This is a genomic window from Bacillus sp. SIMBA_031 (assembly GCF_046535225.1).
Taxonomy (GTDB): Bacteria; Bacillota; Bacilli; order Bacillales; family Bacillaceae; genus Bacillus; species Bacillus velezensis.
On the sequence record NZ_JAWRXC010000002.1, the window covers coordinates 142,168 to 154,930 of the forward strand.

13 protein-coding genes and 1 pseudogene are annotated in these 12,763 nt (G+C 46.3%); all 14 read right to left on the reverse strand.

What is annotated here, in order from left to right; translation table 11 throughout:
* Position 1: 1 nt before the first annotated feature.
* The 14 genes and pseudogenes from glyS to floA all read right to left on the reverse strand — a co-directional run bounded on the left by glyS (position 2) and on the right by floA (position 12,745).
* The gene (gene glyS / locus SB724_RS07505) at positions 2-2,041 is read right to left on the reverse strand and encodes a glycine--tRNA ligase subunit beta (protein WP_410570659.1); all 2,040 of its coding nucleotides are present in this window, start codon (positions 2,039-2,041) and stop codon (positions 2-4) included.
* The gene (gene glyQ / locus SB724_RS07510) at positions 2,034-2,921 is read right to left on the reverse strand and encodes a glycine--tRNA ligase subunit alpha (RefSeq protein ID WP_003152984.1); all 888 of its coding nucleotides are present in this window, start codon (positions 2,919-2,921) and stop codon (positions 2,034-2,036) included. Before glyQ ends, glyS begins: the two co-directional genes overlap by 8 nt.
* 301 nt (positions 2,922-3,222) lie before the next feature.
* Positions 3,223-3,990, reverse strand: a complete 768-nt coding sequence (gene recO / locus SB724_RS07515; protein WP_265971268.1) for a DNA repair protein RecO — start codon at positions 3,988-3,990, stop codon at positions 3,223-3,225.
* Positions 3,991-4,026: 36 nt separating this feature from the next.
* A complete protein-coding gene (locus tag SB724_RS07520; protein WP_007408286.1) occupies positions 4,027-4,170 on the reverse strand; it encodes a YqzL family protein in 144 nt (47 codons plus the stop codon).
* Positions 4,171-4,325: 155 nt separating this feature from the next.
* Positions 4,326-5,231, reverse strand: coding sequence for a GTPase Era (era, locus tag SB724_RS07525; RefSeq protein ID WP_007408285.1), 906 nt, complete (start codon positions 5,229-5,231; stop codon positions 4,326-4,328).
* Positions 5,212-5,622 (reverse strand): cytidine deaminase, encoded by a 411-nt coding sequence (locus SB724_RS07530; protein ID WP_003152976.1) that lies wholly within the window; start codon positions 5,620-5,622, stop codon positions 5,212-5,214. The genes era and SB724_RS07530 overlap by 20 nt, the downstream gene beginning before the upstream one ends.
* Positions 5,623-5,745: 123 nt before the next feature.
* The gene (locus tag SB724_RS07535; protein ID WP_015240233.1) at positions 5,746-6,120 is read right to left on the reverse strand and encodes a diacylglycerol kinase family protein; all 375 of its coding nucleotides are present in this window, start codon (positions 6,118-6,120) and stop codon (positions 5,746-5,748) included.
* Positions 6,101-6,574, reverse strand: coding sequence for an rRNA maturation RNase YbeY (gene ybeY / locus SB724_RS07540; RefSeq protein ID WP_003152973.1), 474 nt, complete (start codon positions 6,572-6,574; stop codon positions 6,101-6,103). Before ybeY ends, SB724_RS07535 begins: the two co-directional genes overlap by 20 nt.
* The gene (locus SB724_RS07545; protein ID WP_007408284.1) at positions 6,575-8,707 is read right to left on the reverse strand and encodes an HD family phosphohydrolase; all 2,133 of its coding nucleotides are present in this window, start codon (positions 8,705-8,707) and stop codon (positions 6,575-6,577) included.
* A gap of 80 nt (positions 8,708-8,787) precedes the next feature.
* Positions 8,788-9,747, reverse strand: coding sequence for a PhoH family protein (locus SB724_RS07550; RefSeq protein ID WP_007408283.1), 960 nt, complete (start codon positions 9,745-9,747; stop codon positions 8,788-8,790).
* A pseudogene (gene yqfD, locus SB724_RS07555) lies at positions 9,711-10,935 on the reverse strand (sporulation protein YqfD). Before yqfD ends, SB724_RS07550 begins: the two are co-directional and overlap by 37 nt.
* Positions 10,936-10,952: 17 nt before the next feature.
* A complete protein-coding gene (gene yqfC, locus SB724_RS07560) occupies positions 10,953-11,234 on the reverse strand; it encodes a sporulation protein YqfC (RefSeq protein WP_003152966.1) in 282 nt (93 codons plus the stop codon).
* Between the two features lie 56 nt (positions 11,235-11,290).
* Positions 11,291-11,725 (reverse strand): hypothetical protein, encoded by a 435-nt coding sequence (locus SB724_RS07565; protein ID WP_410570663.1) that lies wholly within the window; start codon positions 11,723-11,725, stop codon positions 11,291-11,293.
* A 27-nt stretch (positions 11,726-11,752) separates the two neighbouring features.
* The gene (gene floA / locus SB724_RS07570; protein WP_174738115.1) at positions 11,753-12,745 is read right to left on the reverse strand and encodes a flotillin-like protein FloA; all 993 of its coding nucleotides are present in this window, start codon (positions 12,743-12,745) and stop codon (positions 11,753-11,755) included.
* Positions 12,746-12,763: the final 18 nt, after the last annotated feature.

Genomic DNA, 12,763 nt, shown 5'->3' on the forward strand with positions numbered 1-12,763 from the left:
TTTATTTTACAATAAGATGATTCATATTAGCAAAAGACTTGATCACATCTGCAAGAGCGGTCATTTGCGCTAAACGGTTGGTTTTTAATGCTTCATCGTCCGCATTTACCATCGTGTGATTAAAGTAGTCTTCAATCGGCTCCTTTAATCCGCTGAGCACATCAAGCGCCTGTTCATAGTTTTTGGAGGCAAAGCTTTCCGCGACACTGTCTTTTGTTTTTTGATAAGCGTCAAACAGCTTTTTCTCCTGTTCATTTTCAAACAGATCCGGCTTGATATCGCGGCTCTCGCCTTTTTTGCTGATAGAGATAACCCGGCCGAGTGATTCAGCCGTTTCTTTAAAGCCGGGTGCGCCGAGGTGCTTCTCAAGCACTCTTGCCTTATGAACGGCTGCATACGGCTCAAGCTCTGTGCTGTCCAGAACGGCTTCAATAACGTCATGACGGATGTCTTCAGCGTTTAAGACGTATTTCAGACGCTGTGTAAAGAAATCATGGAGCTCATTTTCTTTTTCCGTTTCTGTCAATGACAGCAGCTCTTTAAACGAAATGCCCCAATTGCGGTCGATCAGAATGGAAACGATGCCGCTTGCCTGACGGCGCAATCCGTACGGATCCTGAGAACCTGTCGGAATTACGTCAATGCTGAAGAAGGAAGCAATCGTGTCCAGTTTATCAGCTAAAGCCACGACCGCGCCGGTAAAGGTTGAAGGCACTTCTCCCCCGGCCGCTCTCGGCATATAGTGCTCATTGACAGCGGCAGCGACGGCATCATCTTCACCGAGCATGCGCGCATATTTTTCTCCCATTACGCCTTGAAGCTCAGGGAACTCATAGATCATATGTGTAACCAGGTCAAATTTAGAAATCTCTGCGGCGCGCTTCACAAGTTTTTGCGACTGTTCATCCGCTTTCAGACGGACAGCAAGTTTGCCCGCAATGGCGGCCACTCTTCTTACTTTATCTCCAAGGGAGCCGAGCTCTTCATGGAAAACGATATTTTCCAGTTTCTTCACATTTTCATCAATGTTCAGCTTTTGGTCTTCTTTGTAGAAGAACGCAGCATCTGAAAGCCTTGCTCTCAGCACTTTCTCGTTTCCGCGGGCAACATTTTCAATTGCATGGCTGTTCCCGTTTCTTACCGTAATAAAATGAGGCAGCAGATTCCCGTTTTCATCTTTTACCGGAAAGTAGCGCTGATGCTCTTTCATTGTTGTTACAAGCACTTCTTCAGGGATAGAAAGAAATTCGGATTCAAAAGATCCGTAAAGCGCTGTCGGGTATTCCACCAGATGGTTGACTTCGTTCAGCAGATCCTCATCGATCGGAATATTCCATTTCTTCTCGGCCGCAAGCGCGTCCAGCTGGCTTTGGATCATTTGTTTGCGTTCTTTCGGGTCAGCAATGACGCTTTGTTCTTTCAGCAGCTTTTCGTATGATGCCGGTGCATCAACGGATACTTCTTGGCCGAGAAAGCGGTGTCCCTGCGTGTTCCGGCCCGTCTCTACATTTGTGATTTCAAACGGAATGACATCTTTTCCAAAGAGAGCGGCAATCCATTTGATCGGACGGATATAGCGCAGATCCTGCGTGCCCCAGCGCATGTTTTTCGGAAAATGCATTCCGGCAATCAAATTTTCCAGCTGCGGTAAAAGTGTTTTCGTCTCTTGTCCCGCCTGGAATTTTTGAACGAAGACATATTCCGTGCCGTTTACATCTTTTATATACAGGTCATCCACTCCGGCGCCTTGGCCTTTTGAAAATCCGATAGCGGCTTTTGTCCAGTTTCCGTCAGCATCCTGAGCGATTTTTTTCGCCGGGCCTTTTGCTTCTTCCTGAATATCAGCCTGTTTTTCTGCTACGTCTTTTATATATACTGCCAGACGTCTCGGCGTATTAAAAAGTTTCACTTCGCCGTGGGCGATATTTTTTTCAGCCAGCCACTCGGTCAGCTTTTCACCGAGCTGCACCATGCTGTCATGTAAAAACCGCGCCGGCATTTCCTCGAGTCCGATCTCTAAAAGCAAGTCTTGTTTACTCATGGGAAGAGCCCTCCTCTTTAAGCATTGGGAACCCTAATTTTTCCCTTTCTTCATAATACGTTTTTGCCACTTTTCTCGCTAAGTTGCGGACACGGCCGATATAACCCGTCCGCTCCGTCACCGAGATCGCGCCTTTTGCATCGAGCAGATTAAATGTGTGAGAGCATTTCAGCACATAATCATAGGCCGGATGCACGAGCCCGTTATCCATTTGTCTGATCGCTTCTTTTTCATAGGTGCTGAACAAATGGAAAAGCATATCCACGTCAGATGTTTCAAAAGTATAAACGGAATGCTCATATTCAGCCATCATAAATAAATCTTTCACAGTAAATCCTGACGTCCATTCAAGATCAAAGACGTTTTCTTTATCCTGAATATATGACGCGAGACGTTCAATACCATATGTGATTTCAACGGATACCGGTTTACATTCAATTCCGCCCACCTGCTGGAAGTATGTAAACTGAGTAATTTCCATCCCGTCAAGCCATACTTCCCAGCCGAGACCTGCACAGCCTAAAGACGGGTTTTCCCAGTTGTCTTCTACGAAACGGATATCATGTTCAAGCGGGTCAATGCCAAGCGCACGCAATGAATCAAGGTAAAGCTCTTGAATGTTATCAGGCGACGGCTTGATAATGACTTGGAATTGGTGATGCTGATAGAGCCTGTTCGGGTTTTCACCGTACCGTCCGTCCGCAGGCCGTCTGGACGGCTCAACGTAAGCCACTCTCCACGGTTCCGGCCCGATGCTTCGTAAAAATGTATACGGGCTCATTGTGCCTGCGCCTTTCTCCACATCATACGACTGCATGAGCACACAGCCTTCATTCGACCAGTGCTTCTGCAAGGTTAAAATCATATCTTGAATGTTCATTTCAAGCACCTCCACTTTCTCCATTCTTTTACAAGTGCGGCGGCAACCAAAAAACTCCCGTCTCTATGCTTGCCGGCCGCAAACATAGGGACGAGAGTTCTCCCGCGGTTCCACCCTAGTTGCTGAGGATGTGAATCACTCAGCCTCTTTTTAAAGGGTTGCTCGAGAATGCCTTTCGTTGCGCGCTCATCCTTAGCTTACACTGCCCTAAGGTCGCTTGTATGAGTTGGACGCAAGTACTTCTTTCTGTCACTGCAACATATTTTATAATAAATGATCATATAAAAAGATGGGCAGAATGTCAACTTTTGTTTTCATCCAAAAGGTTCTTCATGCTTTCCATCTGATCTAAAAACCGTTTTGACTTTAAATAAAGTCCTGAATATTCCTCGTAATACAGATCAATGACCCGTTTAATTTCGTTTTTGGTTTCCTGTTTTAACGAGACGCTGCCGAGCCTTCCGATATCAAAGTAATAAAAAAGCCTTAGCAGCCTTGCCGTTTGCGGCGACATCGGAACTCTGTACGGATCCTTTTCAAAGCAGCGGTGGCAGATAAACCCGTTATCTCTTATCGAAAAATGAAACGTCCCTTCCCCGCTTTTGCAGTGGACACAATGATTCAGCTCCGGATACAGCCCCATGACGCCGAGCATTTTCATCTGCACGATGGAGGTGATCACGTCCGGGTCAGTCCCGTCATTCAGCCTCTTAAAGGATTCGAGAATCAATTCGAATAAATAGGGGTTCGGTTTCTTCTCTTCCGTTCCTTTGTCAGTGAGTTCAGCGATAAAAGCGGCATACGCCGTCAAAAATAAATCTTCTCTGATCGTTCTCATGCTGAGAATCATTTCACCCTGCTGGAGCGTGCCGAGTCCGGATGTTCTTTGCATTAAAAATGACCCGTACAAAAACGGCTGGCTGACTGCTGACAGCCGGCTGGCTGACTTCCTGGCGCCCCTTGCCATGACGCCTATTTTGCCGTGTTCCCTCGTCAGCAATGTCACGATTTTATTCGTCTCCCCGTAGTCATTCGTACGGAGCACGATTCCTTCACATTTAGTCAGCATTTCCGCACCTTCCAACAACGGGAGGGGCCAAGAGGTTTACAAAATTGGAAAATCAATTCGGGCTAGCTCATCTTCCGGTTCTTCGGGTCTTTCCAGGTTCTCTTTTTCCAGTTCTTTAAAAAGAAGGTACGTATCAACACTTCCTGTTTGAGAAAATACGTTCCAGGTAAAATTCAACACAAAAAACCCACCTTTCATCATTAAACTAGCTGTGCAATCCAAATTCTTACCCTTATCTTGACCTGATGTCCTCCTTTTCATGTTAAACAAATTTTGCTAACGAATCCCTGCTTCTGTGAGGTAATCTCACACCTCAGGCATGCGCCTTAGATGAATTAATATTCATCCTCTTTAAAGCCGAAATCACGCAGCTGAGACATTTTATTCCGCCAGTCCTTCTGCACCTTCACCCATAATTCCAGGTAAACGCGTGAGCCCAAAAGAGCTTCAATATCAGCCCGCGCTCTTTTGCCGACTTCTTTCAGAAGCGCTCCTTTTTTGCCGATGACAATGCCTTTTTGAGAATCCCGCTCGACCACAATGGTGGCGGCGACATGGACGGAGCCGTTTTCCTGCCCTTTAATGGACTCGATGGCGACAGCGATGCTGTGCGGCACTTCTTCCCTTGTCAGATGGAGCACCTTTTCCCTGATCAGTTCAGAAATAATGAACCGCTCGGGATGGTCAGTCACCTGATCGCTCGGATAGAACTGAGGCCCTTCCGGTAAATACGCTTCAATCTGCGCGAGAAGGGTTTCGACGTTGTTCCCTTCCAAAGCTGAGATCGGCACGATTTCCTTAAACGGATAGCGCGTACGGTACTCATCAATTAAAAGAAGCAGCTGGTCAGGGTGGATCTTATCAATTTTGTTTACGATCAGAAAGACCGGCGTGGACGTCTGTCCGAGCTTTTCAATGATAAACTCGTCGCCTTTTCCGTACCCTTCTTCGGCGTTAATCATAAATAACACCAAGTCAACTTCTTTCAGCGTATTCTGCGCCACTTTCATCATAAAGTCGCCAAGCTTGTGCTTTGGTTTGTGAATGCCCGGTGTATCAATGAAAATGGTCTGCGACGTGCCGGTTGTCAGCACCCCTTGGACTTTATTTCTTGTCGTCTGGGGTTTGTCGCTCATGATGGCGATCTTTTGACCGATGACCCTGTTTAAAAAGGTAGACTTTCCTACGTTCGGTCTTCCGATGATAGATACAAATCCTGATTTAAAGCTTTCGTTCGTCATGTAAATCCTCCGATGAAAATGCGCCCGGCAATAATTCTTCCGCAGTCATTTCTTTTATTTGTCCTTGTAAGTTGGTCAGAATAACAAGCATATCCTTTGAGCACAGCTCGGAAATTACTTGCCTGCAGGCTCCGCAAGGCGAAACCGGTCCCGGAGTATCCGCAGCCACGGCGAGCATCGCAAATTCCGTATCCCCCTCGGAAACAGCTTTGAATATCGCCGTGCGTTCAGCACAGTTGCACATGCTGTATGCCGCATTTTCAATGTTGCAGCCTCTGTACACTTTTCCGTCTTTGGTAAGAAGAGCGGCTCCCACTCTGAAATTTGAATACGGCACATACGCTGTGTCCCGCGCTTTTAATGCTTCTGCAATCAATTCTTGTCTGTTCATGTGTACTTAATTCCTCTCTTACCTTTATCCTGTATGATACCGCTGTCACTTTTATTTTACATAATTATGATTGGTTTTTCACGCCCATTTTTGGCAATGTAAAATAATTGTAAGAATCTTCTGCTAACATATCTTCGGCAAGAAGATGAGTAAACCAATGATACACGATATCACGGCAAAGACGCAAACGGCTCCGGCGGCCGCGTCCTTTGCCGCTTTTGCGAGCGGGTGATACTGATCGGTAACTAAATCCACAACATGCTCTATTGCCGTATTTAAAAGCTCCAAAGCAAGCATTCCTCCGATCAGCATCAAAACAACGGCCCATTCGGCTGTGCTCAGCCCGGTGAGAAAACCGCAAACGATAACGGCGCAGGCCGCGGTAATATGAAATTGAAAATTCCGCTCTGACCGCGCCGTTTTCCAGATTCCCCTCCATGCATGGACAAAGCTCTTCAGGAACCTGCTCCACTCGTTTTTATGATCTCGTGAGTCCATACTCATCCAGCAAATCCTTTTGCTTTGAAAACATTTCTTCCTCTTCTTCTTTTGTCATGTGATCATAGCCAAGCAAATGCAAAAAGCCGTGCACGGCCAGAAAACCGAGCTCTCTCATAAATGAATGGCCGTACTCTTCCGCCTGCTCTTTCGTTCTGTCTGCGCTGATGATAATATCTCCTAAAACAGGCGGCATGTCGGCGCCTACGATTTCAACCTCATCTTCGCCTTCTTCTTCAAGCGCAAACGAAATGACGTCAGTCGGAGTGTCTTTTCCCCGGTAGTCTCTGTTGATTTCTCTGATTTCCTCATTTGTCACAATCGTGACCGATACTTCAGCCTGGTCCTGAACGCCTTCTTTTTCCGCCGCGAATTGGAGCAGCTTCTCCACTTCTTGGAGCGCATCAGCTGAGACGCTGTTCGTTTCATCAACAATATCTATGAGTAAACCCATTTATTTCACCTTCTTCGTAGCCTCCGGATATTCAATCCGGGAGTGGAAAATTCCTTTTAAAGTCGCACATAGTGTTTTTGCGATCGTATCCAGTTCTCGGAACGTGAGATCACATTCTGAGAATTGTCCGTCCTGAAGCTTATCGGATATAATTCCCCGCACCAGTTTTTCGATCCGCTCGGGATTGGGATTATGCATGGAACGGACGGCGGCTTCAACGCTGTCGGCCACTGAAATAATAGCCGCTTCTTTCGATTGCGGCTTCGGCCCCGGGTAGCGGAACTCTTTCTCTGTAATCTGGTCGCCCTTTTCTTTCGCTTTATAATAAAAGAATTTTAAAAGGGACGTTCCGTGATGCTGCTCCGCGATATCCACAAGCTCTTTCGGAAACTTATAGCTTCTGAGCATATTCGCACCGTCTGTCGTATGTGCGATAATGATATTTTTGCTGAGCTGCGGAGACAGCTTGTCATGCGGATTATCCATATTCATCTGATTTTCAATAAAATATTGCGGACGTTTCGTTTTGCCGAGATCGTGATAATACGCTCCGACCCGTGCTAAAAGACCGTTTGCCCCTACGGCTTCACAAGCCGCTTCCGACAGATTTGCCACCATGACGCTGTGATGATATGTACCGGGTGTTTCCGTTAAAATCTTTCGAAGCAGGGGATGATTCGGATTAGACAGTTCAATCAGCCTCATTGTTGAAAGAATGCCGAATCCCGTCTCAAAAAACGGCATCAGACCGATAATCAAAACGGATGAAGCAAGTCCCGAGACGACCCCCATCAGCATCAGCGTTCCGATTTCAACCGGTGACAGCGCCGTATTTTGTATTAATAAAAGCGACAGCACGATAATCATATTAATAAATGAGACGAACAGTCCCGTCTGCAATATTTTTGATCTCGCATTATGTTTTCCCAAAAACAGAATGCCTGAAATGCTGCTGATTAAATAGTAAATGCCGATGACGTAATTAAATGTTCCCGTCACACCCTGATTAAACATCATACTGCCGCAGATCGCCAGAATGATGCTTCCTAAAATGGCGAGCCTTTCATTGAGCAGCAGCCTGATTAAAATCGCGCCGGCGGCGATCGGCACAAGATAGCCGATATTGGTGTATTCAATCTTCTGAAAGAGACTGACGACTTCCATAATGACGAGAATAAGCGTTGTAATGATAGAAAACAACAAAAGAGATTTATTTTTCAGCTTAAGCTCCTGCTGCTGTTTCTCAAAATAGTAGACAAGCGTGGCGATAAACAGCCCGATCATCAGAAGCAGACCGCTGATCGGTTTTAACAGGTTGGAATTATTCAAAAGACCCGTCAGTTCAAGCTTCCTGTATACTTCCCGGTCGATCAGGTCATTCTCTTCCACGAGAACCTGTCCCTGTTTGATCTGTACCGGCTGGACGCTGTCTGACGCTTCCTGGCGTTTTTCATCGGTCGCTTTCGGATCAAATACGTAATTCGGGATGACCGCGTATTTTCCGATTTCAGTCGCAGCCGCTAAATATTTTGACGGCACAGAAGCGCTTTTCAGCTCTTTTGCGACCTTATCCTTCGCTTCAGCAAGCTTTTCAGAAGGAATTTCACTGCTCATCACCGTATTCACCGCGGTAATAACGGAATCCCTCACAAATGAGAAATCTTCATTGTTTGCATGGAGAAGCGATTTAATGGCATCTTCCGAGACGGATTCATTGACATCCTGTGTCAGCTTGTTTTTCACCGATTTTACCAGTGATTTTTCCGAAGGTGACTTTTTGTCTTTTTCCGCATCTTTTTTCACTTCGCCGATGCTGTCAAAAATGGAAGTGATCAGGTCAAGCCGGTTGTCGGTATAGCCTTTTTTCAGAGTGTATTGATCTTCCACCGCATCTTCGGCCGCCTGCTTTTTCGATTCCGTCGCCTGCTGATCTTCCACTGTGGCGGGCGCGTAAATCGTCTTATCACTGACTGCAAACAAATCCAAATTAAGTGATTCAGGTTTTACATGAATAAAGAGCAAACCAAACATGATCGCTGAAAGCAGCAGGTACAGCAGCACATGGGCTGAGCGGGCATGTCTGAAACTGCGGAACCGTTCCCGGGCGCTTTTGCCCTTTCCCTTCTTTTTCAAAACAAGAACCTCCTCCCTGAAACATCAGGAACACATCATATAAAAATGACCCGATAACGGGAGATCGGGTCATTTTTGCATTACTTTTGCTTATCATAAGCTTCAATAATTTTTGCAACAAGCGGATGCCTGACCACATCTGTCTGGTCAAGTTCAATCACGGAGATGCCGTTTACGTCCTTCAGCATATCCTTCGCCACTGCAAGTCCCGATGTGACGCCTTTCGGCAGGTCAATTTGGCTTACGTCGCCCGTAATGATCATTTTAGAGCCAAAACCCAATCTCGTCAAAAACATTTTCATTTGAGCGGGAGTGGTATTCTGGGCTTCATCAAGAATCACATACGCGTCGTCAAGCGTCCGCCCTCTCATATAGGCAAGCGGGGCGATTTCGATAACCCCTCTTTCCATAAGACGCTCCGTATGGTCGCTTCCGAGCACATCATGGAGCGCGTCATACAGCGGGCGCAGATAAGGATCTACTTTTTCCTTTAAATCTCCGGGCAGAAAACCGAGGCTCTCGCCGGCTTCCACAGCGGGTCTTGTTAAAATGATTTTTTTAATGTGGCCGTTTTTTAAAGCGTGCACCGCTTTTACGACCGCCAAATAAGTTTTGCCGGTTCCCGCCGGCCCGATGCCGAACACCATGTCGTTTTTCTTCATCGCCGCCACATATTCTCTTTGGCCGATGGTTTTGACACGGATCGGTTTGCCTTTTGCCGTTTTCGTTATTTCCTCTTCATACATGCTTTCAAAATAGTCCAGTTCATCTTTTTTTGCCATTTTCACGGCATACAGCACATCACGTTCCGAAATCTCGATCCCCTTGCGAATTAAAGTAAGGAGCGAGCCCAATAATCTGTCAGCGATCTCAAATGTTTCATCATTCCCGGAAACGTAAATGGTTTCACCGCGTGTGATGAGGCTAATGCCCAGATCCTTCTCCATTAAATGTAAAAAGGCATCTTGGCTGCCGAACAAAGAAAGTGCTTCGTCCGGGCTTTTCAGTTTGTGATTAATCGCAAGTAAATGTTCTGCCATTCTTTAGTCTCCCTGAACAATAGGTGTGGTTTGAACGATATCTTCTATAACTTGGTAGAGAATAATCAACTTTACTTTACCATTCTCAACGGATTGGTGCAAAACTTTTTCACTTTCCACCTCTCCGCTGCCGTTTAATCGCTTTTCTACATCTTGTCTTCCCATTTTGATACCGGCCTGAACCGCTTCGCCTTTCGTATAAGTCCGCACGGATGTTTCACTTTCTCTTGTCTGTTCTTGAACGTAAGAAACCGGAAGCTTCATTCCCAGAAATTGAAACGGATGCTTTTCTTCCTCTGTTTTCGGATGTTTCAACGGCTTCTCATTAAATTCAAAGCCCCAAAAAGGCACGCCCCATGATCCGAAAGACAGCTTGTGCTTCGTCCTTACTTTACCCGTATATAGCGTAAATGATGTTTCAAGAGGCACGGTTACTTCTGACTTGTACCATGTTTCTCCGTAAATTTCCGCTTTTGAGGCGACTTTCCGGTCTTCATTTCCGATCAGTCCTGAGACGAGGAGCTGTCCTTTGTCAACATGATCGTTCACAAAAGCCATCGGCTGCCCCTTTTGCACGAACATCCTTTTGATGACCGCCTTCTTTTTGGCAACGATATGGCGGGGGCTCACGTACTTTTCTTTTGTCGGTTCGTTTTTTTCGACCACTTTCATATGAAGGGCTGTCCCGTTCAATTCCACACCGACCCACGTAATATTATCGATACCGTTTGTTAATGATTTTTGAATTTTCTCCGGCGTCATCATTAAAAATTGCAAACGGCCTTTTTTTACACCGATTTCTTCAAGGTGCTTTACCATCTGATGCTCGGTCTCTGGCTTGGCCCCTTTAATATCAATTTCCCAAATCATGTTGGACAAAAGAAACAATATAACAAAAAATATCACAAATCCCGCAGTGAAACCCAGATTTAATTTTGATTTGAGAAGCAGAAAGGGAAGACCCTTTCTTTTTGTAAAGCTTGCTTTGCATTCATGTTTTCTGATGACTCTTCTGAAAGCATGTACATCTTGAAGCTGAATCATCAGCAGAACACAGTCTTGCTTTTTTTTCACCGCAAAGATGGCGATTCCGTTTCTCGTGCATTCATTCAGCAGCCGTTCAATCCCTTTTCCTTTGACTTCCATTTGGACTTTACCCGAAAAAAATGACAGCCATTTGTTTTTCACATTATTTCCCCCCGGCTTTATGAATCGACATATCGTACGTGATCTATCGTGCCTTCCAAAAGGATTTCCTCAGGAAGGATTGCCTTAATGACCAAGTTTTTTCCTGATATGATACACTGCCCCTGCTTGAGCATCAGCCTGACTTCTTCTTCGCTGAACAGCAGGAGGCCTCTGTGATTCTCTATGTAGATATGAAGTCTGCCGACCATCGTAATACGAGGCAGATCCATCATAACGTCCGGGGGAATTTCCAATGCTCTTGTCAGCCATGCCTTTACACGATTCTTTCTTTGCCCCATAAAAAAAGAACCCCCTTTCATCTCATATGTATGATTTGAAAAGGGGTTCTAACACTTTATTTTTTACCGATGTTCCGCATGGTCCGGTGCGGTTTTTTTGCACGGGGCGGACCCAAAACCTCACTGAATATAATGCCTTGGACCGCAGTTTCTTTATTTATTTTGAGGGCTGATTTCTTCAGAGACGCGTTTCGTGCGCGTGGGGATGCCAGCTTATGTTCAAGCCCGTTAAACATCTGCTCCGTCTCCGCTAGGCGCTGTTCAGCTTCCCTTCTTTTTTGCTCAAAAGGGTTCTCTTCTGAAACGGCAGGCAATTCTTCCGCTTCCGGCTTATGCTCTTTCTGCGGCTGTTTTTGATCCTGCTTTTTTGCCTGATTTCCGGGACGTGTACCCGGCGGACGTTTATCATCTTTGTTTTTCTTGCCGAATATTGCCGATATAATGCCGATGACGGCGGCAATGACGAGCGGATTTGTCAGAATCTCGTGCATATAGCGGCTCCCTCCTTAATAGAGAGGTTATTGTTGGTCTTCATCTTGCTGGTCATTCGTCAGCTTGCCGATAGAATCCCTCATGTCCGTATCCGCGTCGATATTTTTTATGTTCATATAGTCCATGACGCCGATGTTTCCTTCACGCAACGCTTCTGCCATCGCAAGCGGCACTTCGGCTTCTGCTTCCACGACTTTCGCACGCATTTCTTCTACGCGAGCGCGCATTTCCTGCTCTTGGGCGACCGCCATGGCGCGGCGCTCTTCGGCTTTGGCCTGCGCAATGTTTTTGTCTGCTTCTGCCTGATCCGTCTGAAGAATCGCTCCGATGTTTTTGCCGATATCAACGTCGGCGATGTCAATCGAAAGAATTTCAAATGCGGTGCCTGAATCCAGCCCTTTGCCAAGTACGGTCTGCGATATCATATCAGGGTTTTCAAGCACTTTTTTATGATTCTGTGATGAACCGATTGTCGAGACAATCCCTTCTCCGACACGGGCGACAATCGTCTCTTCTCCCGCTCCTCCGACAAGGCGCTCGATATTGGCCCTTACCGTGATTCTGGCTTTTGCTTTTACTTCAATTCCGTCCATGGCGACACCCGCGATAAACGGTGTTTCAATGACCTTCGGGTTGACGCTCATCTGTACGGCTTCCAATACGTCACGCCCGGCCAGGTCAATGGCTGCGCAGCGTTCAAATGTCAGCTCAATATTGGCGCGCTGTGCCGCAATCAGGGCATTGACCACCCTGTCGACATTACCTCCGGCCAGATAATGGCTTTCGAGCTGATTTGTTGTTGCGGCAAGGCCGGCTTTGTGCGCTTTAATTAACGGATTGACAACGCGGCTTGGTATGACGCGCCGCAGCCTCATCCCGACCAAAGTAAAAATGCTGATTCTGACTCCTGCCGCAAGCGCCGAAATCCATAGCATCACCGGTACAAAGGTGAAGAATATGGCTAACACAATAATGGCAGCAGCAACTAATGCTAAAATCGCCAAACTTGACAGTTCCATCTAATTCCTCCTCAAGGT